The sequence below is a fragment of the Sulfolobus acidocaldarius SUSAZ genome, assembly GCA_000508305.1.
In the GTDB taxonomy this organism is placed as follows: domain Archaea; phylum Thermoproteota; class Thermoprotei_A; order Sulfolobales; family Sulfolobaceae; genus Sulfolobus; species Sulfolobus acidocaldarius_A.
Genome location: CP006977.1, coordinates 1,309,483 through 1,325,331 on the forward strand (window position 1 = coordinate 1,309,483; position 15,849 = coordinate 1,325,331).

Genomic DNA, 15,849 nt, shown 5'->3' on the forward strand with positions numbered 1-15,849 from the left:
TAAAATTATATTTAAAGTCTTTTGCCTTCAGTTTAAATAGGGTTAAAATGGATTTCGTGAAAGCTCTACTTGATAAAAAATTGCTTTTGATAGGAAATTTTATGTTAACATCAGGTAAAGTTAGTCCCTATTACCTAGATTTAAGGAAACTCCCCAACCATCCTGACATATTTTCATTTGTCGTTAGCTCTGCAGTCGACATAGTAAAAGGTATTAATTTTGACATGATATTGGGAGTCGTTACTGGAGGCGTTCCATTTGCCTCATTTATTGCTTGTAGGTTGAATAAACCTATGGGATACATCAGAGCTGAGAAAAAGGGTCACGGGACTGAAAGATTGTTGGAAGCTGATGTAGATGGTAAGAAGGTAATCGTTGTAGATGATGTAGCTACTACTGGTGGTTCAATTCTTAAAGCAGTGGAGGAGGTAAGGAAAGCTGGAGGTAAAGTTGAACATGCTCTAGTTATAGTCGATAGAGAAGAAGGGGCTTTTGAAAAATTAGAAAGTGTAGGTATAAGGTTATTGTCGGTATATAAGGTAAGCGAAATACTGAATTCTCTGATTAAGTCAAATCTTATAGCAGAGAGTGAAAAAAAGCTTATATCTGATTATATGGTGAAAAATATTGGAAAAAGCTAGAATAATTTTAGCTTTAGATAAGATTTTGCCCATAAACCTACTAAAGGATTTCACTACGTATATAAACAAAATAAAAATTAGCTATGTAACATTGCTAGAAGGTGGTCTTGGTTATCTTAAAGATATTAGGAAATTGAACTGGGATGAGATAATCTTTGATCTAAAGTTAGCTGATATAGATTCCACTATGATATCTATTGTAAGAAATCTAGAGCAGTTCGCTGACTCCTATATTTCTCATTCATTTATAGGTTACGAGGGAGCTTTAGATAAATTGAAAAACTATCTTGACAGTAAGAACAAGGGATTATATCTAGTTCTTTCAATGTCCCATAAAGGATGGAATGACGATTATTATAAGTACTTGAAAAGCATAGTCAGTGTGACAAATCCTAAAGGAATAGTTGTAGGTGCCACTAAGCCTGTAATGCTCAAGTTAGCAAGATCAGATTTTCCAAACACGATAATTATTTCTCCTGGTGTTGGTGTCCAAGGTGCCAAAATAGGTGAAGCGATATGCAATGGTGCTGATTATGAGATAATTGGAAGGAGCATTTATGACTCTGGAGAGCCTTTAAAAACGCTAATAGAATTTATTGATAATCAGAAGGTAACGATAAATGAGTGTAAAGTTCGGCAAACATGATAAGAATCAATTAAGCGAGGAACTAGCTAGGATATCTGAACTGATAGATAAGGCTGAAGAGATACATGAAGAGACCGGTGAAGTTCCTACAACAGATTTAGTTAATTTATACACCCTGTCAGGCTATTACGACTCTAAAGTAGGTAAAGGCAATTACACTTATTATCATCTTTATTCTGTATTTGCAGAGAAATATCTAAACTTCATTAGAACTACCATGAGTGAGCACGCAAGGTCTACTAAGGAGACTGAGATAGAGTATATCAATATATTACTGGATGATGGATACTTTCTGATTCTCGAGGGTGAAGAGGATAAGGTTGTTTTGCCACATCCCTCAGCTCTTGCCTCTACTCATACACATCCAGGCATCTGTTTCTTCTCTCATAAGGATTTAGAGACAGCAGATTTTCTATTTATGCGAAATTATCTAGCTGTAGGTGTGACTTCAAATGAATGTGCTTTAATCCTCTTTAGAAATGGTGTGTATACTTTAGAGGATAAGTCAGAACTTGAAACATTAAGCAGACAAGTTAAAAAAGTTAAAACATTTCAGGAATTACTTAATGTTTACTCGAATTCCTCTAAAAAATTCACTAATCTTAAATTACTCTTCACTCAGTTTGCTTAGCCAATAGATCTATAGTAGCCTCAGCAATATCCATTGAATATCTTGTTACTCTTCTTATTGAGTCTAACACTATTAACGTAGAACTATCGTCCTTTAAACTATGAAAATTCATAATAACGTTTTCTGAGAGTTTACTATTAGTATCTAGTGTCTCAAATCCCTTATTTATAACATCATGGGCTCTCTTGCGATCTCTATTAGAAAAAGCTGAAAATGACGTTTTGTAGAGTTCGATCACCGACATACCGTGGTTATATACGGTTTCGTTGTTTAACCTCTCTATGGATTGAGTCTGTTCAGCTATTCGTATTGCATGATCTGATACTCTCTCTATAGACTTAGCTATTGATGAGATATCAGTAAGCTGAGTGAGATTGAACTTCTCTTCATCAAGTATATCTGGATATTCAACTGATAACGAGAGTTGTCTTATGGTATAGAAGAAAAACCTATCCACATCGTCATCTCTATTTCTTATCTCCTTGGATAACTCTTTATCTCCTTTTTGTAACCCATTTAATGCGTCTCTAAACATGTTATAGGATATGTTGAATGCTCTTCCTAATGATTTAGTTATGGATAAATCTTTTTCATTGACCAGGAATTGAATAGATATATTATTTGAGCTTTCATCTATAACTTCAGCACCTAAAAGTCTATTTCTTACTAATTCTTTTATCTTCTCCTTCTCCATTGTATTAAACTTGTTACAATAAACGTCAACCAATGAGTATCCTGCCATGTAATACGCTATAATTTCCCTTACTAAGAACGAGATATCAGCTCCTTCACAATTCATGGTTATACTTCTCTCCTTCTTGTCTGTATCGTTCCCAGCTCTAGGAATAAGAATTAGTCTCATTTGCCTATCCTCAGTAATTTCGACTTCATCTCCTGGTTTAAGTGAATGTTGTTTGACCCATCCTTTAGGTAATGAGATGATATATGTTGACCCTCCTGTTAATTGAATCCTCCTAACTATAGGTTTACTCATACTCTATTTTCACTATATAGTTTTAAATCTCAATTTTATAGTTTTCTTTAAGCTCCTTCTTAGCTACATCCTCAGCTTCTTTAAGTAGTTGTTTAGCTTCCTCTTTCACGTTAATTTGTGGACTCTGCTGAACAGTGTTGGGAGCTATATAGACTGTCCTTATAGTCTCAATAATTTCATCAATTATAGGGGAAAACTCTATAGATGCCCCTAATTGTCCCTTTAACTCGTTCAATGCCTCTACCAGTGGAGATAGGTAGGTAACTACATTCCCTAAAATTATCAATGTTTCTAGTCTTATTTCAAGAATTTCTAATAAAATTTTTAGTTGAACCAAAGTTACTATGTATTTCCTCGTAAGCTCTGTTTCTTTAATGTATTCTTTACTGAGCAAAGGAAATCTACCTATGTTTGACAGCGACAATCTTTCTAGCGCTTTATTTCTATTCTCAGTTTTACTTATCCACATATCGATCTTATACTTAGCCATCCGAATGTCAGTGAGTAATTCAGCAATCGTCCTTTTCTTCACAAGTATCTTCTTTTAATCCCAGCATTTAAGAATATTTTGACCTCTAAAAATTGGTTTAGTAAACCTCATCAATATCTGCTCTTCATTAGTTCGAGTTAATATTGAGTTCCACGTCGTGAACTTATATCCGTTCATTAGAATAATGTTGTAATTTTCACTCTTGCCACGTCTCCACCTATGATTAGGATTGTTTTAGATAGTCTCAGTTAATTCACTGCAGACCAAAAAGGTTTACAACATGTTTTATATTAATAAGGAATCGGATATTGTAAGTATTTTAGGACTGGTGGAGATATTGTGAGCCGACCTGTGGTGTATGTATATCTTTTTCCACTTCAAACACTCTCTATCCTTCGATTTCTGGTCAACCTTTTACTACATAGATGCTGACTTTTTAAACAAATCTTGAAAATTATCCTTGACCTGATCCATATACTCACTGAGAATCTGATAGTATACATCTACTTCTCCAGAAAGTCATTTAGATCTAATGAATTTTATCGACCATTTTGATATTCTCTATAAGTAGCTCTGAAGGAATATAGCCGGATTTATACATTCAAAAACTAGTTCTTCCTTTTCAATGGTGTAACTCTATTACCAAGCTGGGCTCTTCTTATTGCTTCCGTAATCCCTGCATCAACCCTTACAGCTTCACAGTTCATTATTGTTTCTATTCTGTACGAAATTTTTAAGTTGTTGCAATATATGTATTACATCCTTATCTAATTCTTTAAATCTTTCTAAATCACATAGACTTAAGTACTCTAATTCAGTATAAACTCCTATCTTCTCCTTTATATCCTTCATCGAAATGGACAGATCTAGAAATAACTCAACTATGTACTCGCCTTTTTCACACTTTCTTAATATAAGGCTAAGAAGACCGAGATCTAGGAGTCTTTTCCTTTTGTTCTTCCCTGTTAATATAACTCTTACTCCTATAGGTATCTCTCTTCTTAAGTCGTCTATTTTTATTTCATTTTCATTAAGATAAATTATTGCATTCTCTTCTTTAATGAAATTTATCGAGTATATCCATAAATAATTTATATGCATATTGGATAAAAAGCGTAAGCATGACTAGTTGGGAGGAATATAAGGCTAAAGCTTGGGAGAGGATAAACAGAGACAAGGAGATAGGTTATCTAGACCCTGATATATATGATATTTTAAAAGCGTTCTTCTCCAGGCAGAAGTCGTATACACAAAGCAGTTGCAGTGGTAGAATTAGTATAATAGATGCTAAATTACCTTGGGAAAGGAGGGACTCCACGGTAGTATTTAAAGACCATTTGAAATTTACGGTAGAAGATCTATACGATGTTTTAGATAAGGGAATTGTACGAAGGCTTTGGCTTATTGTTCAGGGACCTATTATTCACGTTTACACCAAGGATATGGAGGAAGCATTAAATGTTCTAAAACTTGCTAGGGACGTTGGTTTTAAACACAGTGGGATTTTATCCTTTAACGATAAAGGAATTTTGGTGGAACTAAGGACAGGCGTAAAGATGGTTCATTTACTTAAGCCTAATCTTCCAGAAGAGGAAGCAAAACATTTGGTAGCAGTTTCTTTAGAAATCCTGAACAAGGGAAAGGAAAAATTAAACAATTTAAGGAATACGGTGGAATTATCTGTAGCTAATGATTCTATGAAGTTGGGGGAGGACTCTAAACTGGAGACCAAATTCCATTACAGAATCAGCTAACTCCTTTAAGGCATTTACATAATCGTTCCTTCTTCCATCAGGCTGGAGTAAAACCTTTCTGTGATCTATCCTGTTTTCTTCTACAAATTTTATTACTTCAGGTATATCGGTCTTGGGATTAACTATGACAAATTTATAATAGGTAGCCCAGTCGTCGTCCTTAAAGTTATACTTTAATCTATAACCTGCATTACTTAACTTAGGGGATACAGAGAAAACATCTATTAGTTCTCTTAATTTTTGGTTAGGCTTTATAGTTCCACTAGTTTCTACTACTATCCTCTGTTCTAGTTTTTTTAACTCTTCAGCTAAAGGGATTATGTCTTGTAGAAGGGGCTCTCCACCTGTTATAGTCGTAGTCTTTACCGAGACGTTAATTTTCGAGATAATCTCCTGAATGCTTAACTCTTTACCATCATATTTATGCCAAGAGTACTTGGTATCACACCATACGCAACGCATATGACATCCTGCTAATCTAACGAAGTTAGATGGTGTACCAATTACTTCTCCTTCTCCCTGAATCGATGTGAATATCTCAATTATCCAATACTTCACTCTGTTTCGATAATAGTTTAAGAGCGTAGTTTAAAAGTTCATTTATTCCAGCGTTCTTCTCTGCACTTATTTCAAAAATTTGTTCATTTTTTATTTCATTTTTTATAGCGTTATAAAGTTCCTCATTCAGGTCATCAATCTTATTGATCACTGGAATGACCACTTTTCCTAAGCCGATTATTTCTCTATATAGATCAAGTTGTTCCTTATGAGTATACATTGATGAGTTTGATGCGTCAAATAAGAACAGGATTATGCCATTTAAGTTCTTAATCGCATTAATAGCCTTTAACTCTACCACGTTTCTGTCTTTCATAGGTCTATCTAATATCCCTGGCGTATCTATAACTTGGACAGTTAATATACCAGATGTTATATGTCCAACATGTATCTCCTTGGTGGTAAATGGGTATGATGCTATCTCAGGTTTAGCTGAGGATATTTTACTCACTAAGCTGCTTTTACCAACATTGGGTGGTCCTGCAACTATTATTGTAGGCAAATAGGGATCGATGGTCTGTAATTTCTTTAATTCCTTAGAAATTCTAATTACTAAGTCAATACACTCCTTCCTCTTCCTTAGTACGGAGAAGACTCTTCCGACGTATTGTCTCATATATTTATTTGGTCTATTTTGTGAATCCCTCTTTATGAGCGAGATATATTCATCTGAAAGTTTCTCAGCTAATAATACACTTTTCTTAATTGCAGATAGGCATCTTTGAAAATGTCCTATATCTCCTGAAGTTATTTCCAAAAGTTCTCTATAGAAGGGGTGAAGATTATCTATTTTTGGAAAAGTGTCTAAAAAAACACGATATTTCCTAACTTGTTCCACAACATATTTTATTCTCCTTATTTCTCTGTCCTTTGGAGTATTTCCATTGATTTTTGGAATTCTGTTAAGGATTGTTTTTATAACTGTTTCAGGATCATTTGGTATTGAAATTTTCTCAAAAGGATTCAACATACTTTCGTTCCTGCGGGAGTCTCCCCGTCTACAGTTAATATCTTAGGTTTTATTCCTTTTGCTTCATCTTCTTTACATCCAGCAGCTAGTATCATTCCCTGACTTTCAAATCCCCTTATTTTTCTAGGCTTCAAATTTACTATGACAACAACCTTTTTACCCAATAGCTCCTGTGGTGTATAATACTCTGCGATTCCGCTTATTATCTGCCTAGTTTCAGTTCCTAGGTCTACAATTAACCTTAGTAATTTAGTTCCTTCTATCCTTTCAGCTTCTTTAACTATCCCCACTCGTAGATCCATTTTTGCGAAGTCGTCTATTGTTATCTCGCTCATAATATCTTCGTTTACACTCTGTCATAAAAAGAGTCATTTACTTAATAAAGTAAAAATACCATCACGTAAATAGGATAGTTTTTTATATTACTTGAGTATAAAATTTATATGGAACCTAAGAGGGTCGCAGAGGGAAAAACAAAAATAGTTTATGAATTTGATCCTGAGCATTATCTTCTTAGATTTAAAGATAGTATAACAGCAGGGGACGGTGCTAGAAAAGATGAACTTCCGGGTAAAGGTATTTTAAATGCTCAAACTTCAGCGCTGTTCTTCAGATTATTAGAGAAGAACGATATCAGAACTCATTACGTTGGTATGTATGACGAAAAAACGATGATAGTTACTAAATTGAAGATGATTCCAGTAGAGGTAGTTCTAAGAAACATCGCAACTGGAAGCATAGTAAAGAGATTACCTATAAAAGAGGGAGAGGTATTTGATCCTCCAATAGTGGAATTTTTCCTTAAAGACGATTTAAGGCATGACCCATTATTAAATTACTCTCACTTACAGTACTTCAACTTGTTAACCAGGAAGGAAGCTGAAATAGTCGAGGAAGTGATAGTTAAGGTAAATGTTGTAATGAAAAACTTCCTTAAAGAGAGGGGTTTGGTCTTATACGATTTGAAGCTCGAGTTCGGAAAAGATAAAGATAACAATTTGATTGTTGGAGACGAGATAACGCTTGATTCAATGAGAGTTAGAGATGAAAAAACAAACAAAATTTTAGATAAAGACTTGTACAGAAAAGGCGAGTCATTAGAGGTAGTAAAGAAAGCATACGAAGACTTCTTTAACTTGATATCAAGGTGATGAAGACGTTATATAACGTTGAGCTCATAATAATCAGTAAGGATGGTATAAGAGATCCTGAAGGAGAGACAATTCAACGTTATGTTGTACAGAAATCCACAAATAAGGTAAGAGAAACTAGGGCTGGTAAGTATTTACTTTTCAGAATAGAAAGTAATTCTTCTGAAGAAGCTCAAGAGACAGTGAAGAGAATAGCTGAGGAAATGAGACTATTCAACCCTATTGTTCATAAGATCATTATTAGGGTGTCAAGGAGTGAGGGTAGCGGTAATTAAGTTCCCAGGAACCACTTGCGAGATTGATGTCTACAAAGCTCTTAAAGAGGTAGGGGTAGAAAGCGAAATAGTTAGACATAAGGACTTTGATCCTGATAACTTTAAGGCAGTAATTATCCCAGGTGGATTCAGCTTCGGAGATTATCTGAGAGCTGGGAGTATTGCTGCTAGTACAGAGACCATGAAAAAAATAAAAGAGATGGCAGATGCTGGAAAAGTAGTTATCGGAATCTGTAATGGTTTTCAGATCTTGGTGGAAAGTGGGATACTTCAGGGTGCATTATTACCTAACCTGAATTTACGTTTCTTGAGCAAATGGGTTTATCTGAAGGTAAATAGGTTTGATACTGTTCTCACCAGAGGTTTAACTAAAACTGTAGTTAGAGTACCCATAGCTCACGCTGAAGGGAGATATTACCATAATGACTCTGAGATGGCAAAAAGAATTGCAGTTTTTCTCTACTCTGATGAGAATGGTAACGTTGATGATAAAAATAATCCTAATGGCTCTATCTATAACATTGCAGGTATAGCCAATGAGAGTGGTAATGTTATAGGTATGATGCCTCATCCTGAAAGAGCCTCTTTCAATTTAACGTCTCCAGACGGGGAGACAGATGGTTTATTACTATTAAGGGGGTTGAAAAGAATTGAGGCTTAGTTTATCCTCTCAGGAAATGGAGCTAGTGAGGAAGTTTTTAGGAAGGGAGCCGAAAGAGGAGGAATGGTTAGTTGTAGATGCCCTATGGTCAGAGCATTGTTCATATAAATCATCAAAAATATTCTTGAGGAGTTTTCCCAGTGAGGGCGAAAGAGTAATAATGGGTATAGAGGATTGGCAAGACGCAGGGGCGTTAGACGTAGGGGACGGATGGGCTGTAGTCCTCAAACTGGAGAGCCATAATCATCCATCTGCCATTGATCCTTTTAACGGAGCAGCAACAGGAATTGGAGGAATAATACGAGATATAATCAGTAAAGGCGCTAGACCTATAGCCTTACTTGATATGATTAGGGTTGGTAATCTTAATAATTCAAGGAATAGATGGTTGTTAAAGAACATAATAGCAGGTATAGGATTTTATGGAAATAGTATAGGTGTTCCTGTAGTTGCAGGTGAACTAGCATTTGACGAAACGTATAATGATAATCCATTAGTTGATGTAGCTGGACTAGGTGTTGTAAAGAAGGATAAGATCGTACCAAGTGTAGTAAAAGAGGCAGGGCTAAAGATTGTTCTTGTTGGTTTAACTGGTCTGGATGGACTTGGAGGTGCATCCTTTGCATCTAGGAAACTTAGCGGAGAAGATGAGATAGGTGCGGTTCAGATTGCAGATCCCTTCGCTGGGAAAATAGTTTTAGATGTAACTATTCAAATCGCTGATAAGGTAGAGGCAATCAAGGACTTAGGTGGTGGTGGACTAGTTGTCGGAATCACTGAAATGGCTAACGGATTAGGTGTAGAGGTCGAACTGGACAAGATTCCCTTGCGTGTCAAGGATTTAACACCTGGAGAAATTCTAGTCTCCGAAACCCAGGAGAGAATGGTATTTGCTGTAAAACCAGAGAGAGTAAAGGAGGTTTGTGAAGCATTTGAGTATTATGAATATCCTTGCGCAGTTATTGGAGAGTTCACTAATGATACTAGTATTAGATTCTTATACAAGGGAAAAGAGGTTGTGAATTTACCCTCAAGTTTACTCTTGAATCCACCTAGATATAAGTGGGGTGTTAAAAAAACTAAGTACTCAATATACCATGAAAAACCTAATATAAACCTAGAAGTAGCTGTGAAGGAGATTCTATCTTATCCAGACCTTGTAAGCAAATTCTGGGCATATTCCCAGTTTGATTATGAGGTAGGAACATCTACAGTGCTCAAACCCGGTGAGGCTGATGCAGGCTTAATATCTTTACCAAATGGTAAGCTATTAGCAATCAAGGGTGATGCTAACCCTGATTTATGCGCAGAAGATTCCTATGAGTGTGGTAGATATATTGTAGCAGAGGCATATAGAAATCTAGCCACAGTGGGCGCTAAGGGGATAGGTGTTGTAGATCATTTACAGTTCGGAGATCCTAAGAAACCTGAAGTATACTATCAGTTTGTTGAGGCAGTAAGGGGTATAGCAGAGGCTTCAAAGTATTTCGGTACCCCTATAGTTGGGGGTAAGGTATCATTTTACAACGAAAATAGGGAGGGGAAACCAATTAAGCCAACACCCTTGGTTGTCATGGCTGGATTAGTACAAGACAAGTTTTTGAGACCTAAGATTACTGAGGGCGCGTCAATAATTATGATTGGATTTACCAGGGAGGAGATGAGAGGTTCCTTATTAGGTAAAATATTTGGGAATTATGGAGACGTGCCTAAGACTAGGTTAAATGAGGAATTTCTGTCAAGCGAACTTGTGATTAAGGCAATAAATGATGGGAAAATAATTTTCGCAAAAGACATTAGTAAAGGTGGTTTAGTAGGAGCGTTACTACCTATACTTGTAAGGGGATTTGGCGTCTCAATTGATACTAATTTAATACCTTCAGATAGCGATGACGTAATTTCCAAGCTATTTTCTGAGAATGGAGGAAGATTCATTGTTTTAAGTGAAAGAGAGGATGATATTAATTGGCTCGAAAGCCAAAGTAGAGGAATTTATGTATCTAAAATAGGAGAAGTCACTAGAGAACAATACGTAATGTGGCTAAGGGAAGGAAAGAAAATAGACCTGACTAGAGAAGTAAATAATTATTATAGATATCTAGAAGAGGTGACAAGTGATTAGCAAGATAAAGGAACATTGCGGAATAGTTGGAATTCATAATGTTCCCAATGCACCAAGAATTGTATATGAGACTTTGAAGTTTCTCCAACATAGAGGTCAGGAATCGGCTGGAATAACATTCCTCGATAAGGATCGACTTAGCACTGTTAAGGGACTAGGACTTGTGGAAGATGCATTAGACCCAATAATTCTTAAATCATCGAACTTCTCTATTGGTCACGTAAGATACTCAACTACAGGACGGGGAGTAATAGATGAAGCTCAACCTCTAAGCGACGGCAAAATCGCTCTAGCGTTTAATGGAACTATTCCAAATTATATTAATTATAACGTAAGAATTGATACTGAATTCATTTATGAAGTACTGAAAAACCAAGAAGATATAAGACAAGGGATAAGAAAATTAGTAGACTTAGCAGATGGTGGTTATTCCTTAGTTGTCTTAACCAATAAGGGTGAACTAATCGGTTTAAGAGATCCTAAAGGCTTTAGACCTTTGGTTTTAGGGAAATTAGGCTCAGGCTATATTATAGCGTCTGAAGATTCTGCAATAAGACAGTTGGGAGGAATAGTGGTTAGAGATGTTAAACCCGGTGAGATGATATACATCAAGAATGGTTCAATTGAAAGCGAGATTGTAGCTAGGGACGAAGTTCATTTTTGTTCCTTTGAGTATATTTACTTCTCTAGGGCTGACTCAATAATAGACGGAGTTTCAGTCTATAGGGCTAGAGTGAGGTTAGGTGAGATATTAGCTGAGAACCATTCAGTAAAAGTAGATATTGTGGTTCCTGTACCGGAGTCCTCAGTACCAATTGCCCTAGGATTTTCGAGAAAATCCGGGATTCCTCTCGAATATGGATTAGTTAGAACATCAGTATCTAAGAGATCTTTTATAATGCCTTCCCAGGATAAGAGGGAAAGTATTGTTGAGGAGAAATTCGGAGTTGTTGGTGAGGTAGTAAGAAACAAGAAAATTGTATTAATAGATGATTCTATAGTTAGAGGTACAACAATGAAAAAATTAGTGAAACTAATTAGAGAAAATGGTGCAAGTGAGGTTCATGTGAGAATTGGTTCACCTATGATCAAGTATCCCTGCTATATGGGTATAGACTTTCCGAACAAGAAGGAATTAATCGCAAATGATAAAAACGAGATGGAGATTGCAAAGTCCATTGGAGCAGATTCTGTTGAATACCTCTCTATAGATGAGATGATTAAGGCAATTGGTAGACAAGATTTATGTCACGCATGTTTTTCAGGTATATATCCTCTTAAACATTCGTATGATTTTTCTAAACTCAGTGTAAGTATGAAAGGGTGAGTGTGATGGCAGGTATACTAGGTGTATATGCATTTGATAAAATCTGGAACATAAGTAAATTTTTGTACTATGGTATAATAGGCTTACAACATAGAGGCTATTCAAGAAGTGGTATCTCAACTTTAAGTGATAAAGGATTTTTTACTATCTCAGGAGACTCAGCACCTGAAGACTTAGAGCTTCCAGAGATTCAGGGATGGGCTGGCGTCGCATATACAGGATTAGAAAAGAAGTATCCTTATACTACAGATTATGGTGTTTTAGTGATAGATGGAGTAGTGAAGACTGATCTCAATGAACTCAGTAAAAAGCTATACAAGGATCCTGAGACTGCCCTAATGGAAGCTGACGGCGTCTTTTCTTTAGTCTTTCTATCAAAAGACGGAAGAATGATCGGTTATAGGGACGAACTTGGAGTAAAGCCACTGGAAATAGGCGGTTTCGGATTTGATCTAGCCATATTGTCTTCTGAAACACCAGGTATTTCAGTGATTGGTGGTGAGTTGAAAAGGGAAATAAAGCCAGGAGAGTTAGTTTATATAGACTCATATTCTGTGTCCTACAAGAGACTTAAGGAATTATCGTCCTCTAGATACTGCTCCATTGATATAATTTATCAGTCAAGGATAGACAGTTACGTTTTTGATGGTAATATCTACGATATAAGGGTTAGGATAGGTGAACAGCTAGCTGAAGAGAGGAAAATTGAAGGAGATGTAGTAATAGGAGTCCCAGACACTGCAATACCATACGCAATAGGCTATTCCCATAAATCCGGAATACCATTCTCTTTAGGCTTCACCAGGACAGGCAGTCCTATAAGGACGATGTTAGCCTCGGATGATTTCCTCAAGGTTATTGGTGTTCAATTAAAGCTTAATCCCATAAAATCTGCTGTTAAGGGAAAAAGGGTAATATTAATTGATGATTCTATGGTAACTGGGAGAACATTAAAGAACACCATCTTTAACTTAAGAGTATTAGGAGCCAAGGAAGTACATGTGCTAATTGGCAGTCCTAAGCTAATTGCCAAATGTCCCTATGGTATGCAAGTTCCTGAAGAAAAGGAGCTCATAGCAGCCAATCTTCCAGATAACGAAATAACTAAAGTTATGGGTGCAGACTCAATATATTGGCTAAGTCTTGAGGGACTTTACAGAGTAGTTGGTCATCGAAATTTATGCGTTGGTTGCATGACTAACCTCTTTCCTAGATGGTGATGAGCATGAAGAAAGTTCTCTTAATAGGTGAAGGAGCTAGAGAAAATGTATTAGCAGAAGCACTAGGAAGTTCAGAAGTGGGATATAGAGTCTTCGCTTTTTCAAGCTACAAAAATCCAGGAATAAATGAGATTGTTATAAAGACTAATGGTGAGTACTTAATAGGAAATATAAATTCGGTGGAGGAAGTAAGGAGAGCTATTAAACAAGTCAATCCAGATTTTGGTGTAATTGGTCCAGAGGAGCCTCTATTCCATGGTATAGCAGATGAGTTCAGAAGAGAAGGTATCCCAGTAGTTGGACCCAATGCAGATGGTGCAATGATCGAGAAATCTAAGGTTTGGATGAGAGAGTTAATGTGGAAATATGAAATTCCAGGAAGGCTCAGATTCAGATATTTTAATAACATGCAGGAAGCTGCTAAATTTATTCTCGAATATGGCGGCTCAGTTGCAGTTAAACCTGCAGAACAAGTAGGTGGTAGAGGAGTTAAAGTGGTTGCAGATTTACAGGCTTATTTAAGTGAGGAAAAAAGAAGTGCTTTAAGTAAAGGTGTCGAGAACGTAGCTAGCTTGGTAAAGGGAGATGTGAAAATTCTCATCGAGGAGAAAGTAGATGGACCAGAATATACTCTTCACGTTCTAACCGATGGTAAAAGCTATTTGCCTCTGCCTTTAGCTCAAGATTACAAGAACGCATATGAGGACGGAATAGGTCCGGAGACCGGTGGTATGGGGTCTATATCTGGACCAGACTATTTATTGCCGTTTATAAATAGGGAAGAATTTGATAAATCTTTTGAGATAGTTAGAAAAACTGCAGACGCAATTGCAAAGGAAGTGAATCAGGCTTATGTTGGTATACTGTCTGGTCAAATGATGTTAACTGCCATATGGGGACCCACGATTATAGAGTATTATTCAAGATTAGGGGATCCTGAGACCTCTGCCATAATTCCTAGAATTACTAGTGATTTCGGAAGAACCTTAGAGTTGCTTGCAACCTCTCACTTGAATAAAGCTAAAATAGAAATTAATGAGAAGTCATCAATTGTTAAAGCCGTAGCACCTTTAGGTTATCCATTAGATAAGAATATGGCAACTGGGCATACAATTTGGTTAGATTTACCTAGAATGAGGGAGATAGGTTGTAATGTATATTTCGGTTCAATATCACAGGAAGGAGGAAAACTTATAACAAAAGGTTCAAGAGCTCTTGAAATCACAGTAGTCGATGACTATGATAAGGCTGTAGAGAAACTGGATAGGTGTTTCTCCTTGGTTTCTTCGGATACAAAGTTGATATTTAGACACGATATTGGAAGGACTATCTCTCAGCAAGCGGAAAAAGCCGAAATAGTCAGATTTTCGTATAAGTCCCGTGAATCTAAGGGGATTTTGGGCGTAAGTGCAGATTGGTCACCAAATGGTGGTCTATGGTGAGTGAATACAGTAAATCTGGCGTAAATTTGGATAAACTTAAGCAGTACCATAATTTCATAGCTAATTATTTGGGTTCAACCAAGCTTGAAGTGGGAATAGGACATTATGCTGGCGTGATAAAGTTTGATAATAAGTATTTGGCAATGCATGTGGATGGGGTAGGTACTAAGACTCTTTTAGCGCTAAAGACAGGTATCATTGAGCCCACGGGGGTTGACTGCATTGCTATGAACGTTAATGATATAGTTTGTGTGGGTGCAAGACCGATAGCTGTTGTTGATTATTTAGCTTTAGAAGGGGAAATGGATGACGTGATACAGAAAGTTATGAAGGGTTTGAAAGCAGGTGCTGAGGAGGCAGAGGTTAGTATTATAGGAGGTGAAACCGCAATAATGCCTGGTGTAATCAAAGGATATGATCTATCATGCTCTGCTATTGGAATTGCCGATACACTGAAAACTGGGGAGGATGTGAGACCTGGAGATGTGATTTTAGGCTTAGCTAGTAATGGGGTTCACTCTAACGGTTACTCTCTAATAAGGAAGTTGATAGATGAAGGAAAGTTAAGATTAGACGAATGGGCTGAAGAGTTAATGAAACCCACAAAAATCTATGTTAAATCAGTGTTGTCTGTTAAGGATAAAATTAAGGCTGTTGCCCATATAACTGGTGGTTCTTTTTCGAAGTTAAGAAGGATAACCAAGTTTGGAATATCTCTTAAAATGCCTGAGCCTTTGGATATATTTAAGACAATAGAGAGTGCGGGCGTTAGTCATGAGGAAATGTATAAGGTGTTCAATATGGGAGTTGGAATGGTGATTTTTGTGGATAAAAAATTGAAAGACGATGTTATTGATATCTTAGCAAAGAGAAATGACGTGGTTTACGAATTGGGAATAGTAACAGAAGGCAACGGTATAAAGATTTCAACCTACAAAAATTCTATTGTATATTTGTAATATATAAT

At 36.5% G+C, this 15,849-nt stretch carries 19 protein-coding genes; 12 read left to right on the plus strand and 7 right to left on the minus strand.

Features of this window, described 5'->3' with window-relative positions; all coding sequences use genetic code 11:
* Nucleotides 1–47 precede the first annotated feature (47 nt).
* The 3 genes from SUSAZ_07555 to SUSAZ_07565 are packed head-to-tail and all read left to right on the plus strand — an operon-like array spanning nt 48 to nt 1,918.
* The gene (locus SUSAZ_07555) at nt 48–641 is read left to right on the plus strand and encodes an orotate phosphoribosyltransferase (GenBank protein ID AHC51813.1); all 594 of its coding nucleotides are present in this window, start codon (nt 48–50) and stop codon (nt 639–641) included.
* Nucleotides 628–1,287 (plus strand): orotidine 5'-phosphate decarboxylase, encoded by a 660-nt coding sequence (locus SUSAZ_07560; protein AHC51814.1) that lies wholly within the window; start codon nt 628–630, stop codon nt 1,285–1,287. Before SUSAZ_07555 ends, SUSAZ_07560 begins: the two co-directional genes overlap by 14 nt.
* Nucleotides 1,262–1,918, plus strand: coding sequence for a hypothetical protein (locus SUSAZ_07565; GenBank protein AHC51815.1), 657 nt, complete (start codon nt 1,262–1,264; stop codon nt 1,916–1,918). Before SUSAZ_07560 ends, SUSAZ_07565 begins: the two co-directional genes overlap by 26 nt.
* Here SUSAZ_07565 and SUSAZ_07570 read toward each other — a convergent pair.
* The 4 genes from SUSAZ_07570 to SUSAZ_07585 all read right to left on the minus strand — a co-directional run bounded on the left by SUSAZ_07570 (nt 1,902) and on the right by SUSAZ_07585 (nt 4,503).
* Nucleotides 1,902–2,912, minus strand: a complete 1,011-nt coding sequence (locus tag SUSAZ_07570) for a phosphate uptake regulator PhoU (GenBank protein ID AHC51816.1) — start codon at nt 2,910–2,912, stop codon at nt 1,902–1,904. The genes SUSAZ_07565 and SUSAZ_07570 overlap by 17 nt on opposite strands.
* Before the next feature lie 22 nt (nt 2,913–2,934).
* On the minus strand, nt 2,935–3,444 hold the full coding sequence (locus SUSAZ_07575; protein AHC52543.1) for a hypothetical protein: 510 nt from the start codon (nt 3,442–3,444) through the stop codon (nt 2,935–2,937).
* A 566-nt stretch (nt 3,445–4,010) separates the two neighbouring features.
* On the minus strand, nt 4,011–4,109 hold the full coding sequence (locus SUSAZ_07580; protein ID AHC52544.1) for a hypothetical protein: 99 nt from the start codon (nt 4,107–4,109) through the stop codon (nt 4,011–4,013).
* On the minus strand, nt 4,099–4,503 hold the full coding sequence (locus SUSAZ_07585) for a hypothetical protein (protein ID AHC51817.1): 405 nt from the start codon (nt 4,501–4,503) through the stop codon (nt 4,099–4,101). Before SUSAZ_07585 ends, SUSAZ_07580 begins: the two co-directional genes overlap by 11 nt.
* Nucleotides 4,504–4,523: 20 nt before the next feature.
* Between SUSAZ_07585 and SUSAZ_07590 the strand changes: the two genes are divergently transcribed.
* Nucleotides 4,524–5,156 (plus strand): hypothetical protein, encoded by a 633-nt coding sequence (locus SUSAZ_07590; protein ID AHC51818.1) that lies wholly within the window; start codon nt 4,524–4,526, stop codon nt 5,154–5,156.
* On the opposite strand, the gene SUSAZ_07595 is transcribed toward SUSAZ_07590, so the two are convergent.
* The 3 genes from SUSAZ_07595 to SUSAZ_07605 are packed head-to-tail and all read right to left on the minus strand — an operon-like array spanning nt 5,079 to nt 7,019.
* A complete protein-coding gene (locus tag SUSAZ_07595; protein AHC51819.1) occupies nt 5,079–5,714 on the minus strand; it encodes a radical SAM protein in 636 nt (211 codons plus the stop codon). The two genes, SUSAZ_07590 and SUSAZ_07595, sit on opposite strands and share 78 nt — an antisense overlap.
* Entirely contained in the window at nt 5,695–6,684 is a 990-nt protein-coding gene (locus SUSAZ_07600; GenBank protein AHC51820.1) for a GTP-binding protein, read from the minus strand. The genes SUSAZ_07595 and SUSAZ_07600 overlap by 20 nt, the downstream gene beginning before the upstream one ends.
* Nucleotides 6,678–7,019 carry a methionyl-tRNA synthetase gene (locus SUSAZ_07605; GenBank protein AHC51821.1) on the minus strand — a complete coding sequence of 114 codons (342 nt, stop codon included), beginning with the start codon at nt 7,017–7,019 and terminating at the stop codon, nt 6,678–6,680. The genes SUSAZ_07600 and SUSAZ_07605 overlap by 7 nt, the downstream gene beginning before the upstream one ends.
* A 108-nt stretch (nt 7,020–7,127) precedes the next feature.
* On the opposite strand from SUSAZ_07605, the gene SUSAZ_07610 reads away from it, so the two are divergent.
* Genes SUSAZ_07610 through SUSAZ_07645 form a run of 8 tightly spaced genes read left to right on the plus strand, consistent with a single transcriptional unit; the run spans nt 7,128 to nt 15,841 of the window.
* Complete coding sequence (locus tag SUSAZ_07610; GenBank protein ID AHC51822.1) at nt 7,128–7,835, plus strand: phosphoribosylaminoimidazole-succinocarboxamide synthase; 708 nt, start codon at nt 7,128–7,130, stop codon at nt 7,833–7,835.
* Nucleotides 7,832–8,110 (plus strand): hypothetical protein, encoded by a 279-nt coding sequence (locus tag SUSAZ_07615; GenBank protein AHC51823.1) that lies wholly within the window; start codon nt 7,832–7,834, stop codon nt 8,108–8,110. The genes SUSAZ_07610 and SUSAZ_07615 overlap by 4 nt, the downstream gene beginning before the upstream one ends.
* Nucleotides 8,091–8,771: a phosphoribosylformylglycinamidine synthase gene (locus SUSAZ_07620; GenBank protein ID AHC51824.1), complete on the plus strand. Its 681-nt coding sequence runs from the start codon at nt 8,091–8,093 to the stop codon at nt 8,769–8,771. The genes SUSAZ_07615 and SUSAZ_07620 overlap by 20 nt, the downstream gene beginning before the upstream one ends.
* On the plus strand, nt 8,761–10,893 hold the full coding sequence (locus tag SUSAZ_07625) for a phosphoribosylformylglycinamidine synthase (protein ID AHC51825.1): 2,133 nt from the start codon (nt 8,761–8,763) through the stop codon (nt 10,891–10,893). The genes SUSAZ_07620 and SUSAZ_07625 overlap by 11 nt, the downstream gene beginning before the upstream one ends.
* A complete protein-coding gene (locus tag SUSAZ_07630; GenBank protein AHC51826.1) occupies nt 10,886–12,220 on the plus strand; it encodes an amidophosphoribosyltransferase in 1,335 nt (444 codons plus the stop codon). The genes SUSAZ_07625 and SUSAZ_07630 overlap by 8 nt, the downstream gene beginning before the upstream one ends.
* 5 nt (nt 12,221–12,225) lie before the next feature.
* Complete coding sequence (locus tag SUSAZ_07635; protein AHC51827.1) at nt 12,226–13,440, plus strand: amidophosphoribosyltransferase; 1,215 nt, start codon at nt 12,226–12,228, stop codon at nt 13,438–13,440.
* A complete protein-coding gene (locus SUSAZ_07640; GenBank protein ID AHC51828.1) occupies nt 13,434–14,882 on the plus strand; it encodes a phosphoribosylamine--glycine ligase in 1,449 nt (482 codons plus the stop codon). The genes SUSAZ_07635 and SUSAZ_07640 overlap by 7 nt, the downstream gene beginning before the upstream one ends.
* Nucleotides 14,876–15,841 (plus strand): phosphoribosylaminoimidazole synthetase, encoded by a 966-nt coding sequence (locus tag SUSAZ_07645; protein AHC51829.1) that lies wholly within the window; start codon nt 14,876–14,878, stop codon nt 15,839–15,841. Before SUSAZ_07640 ends, SUSAZ_07645 begins: the two co-directional genes overlap by 7 nt.
* Nucleotides 15,842–15,849 lie beyond the last annotated feature (8 nt).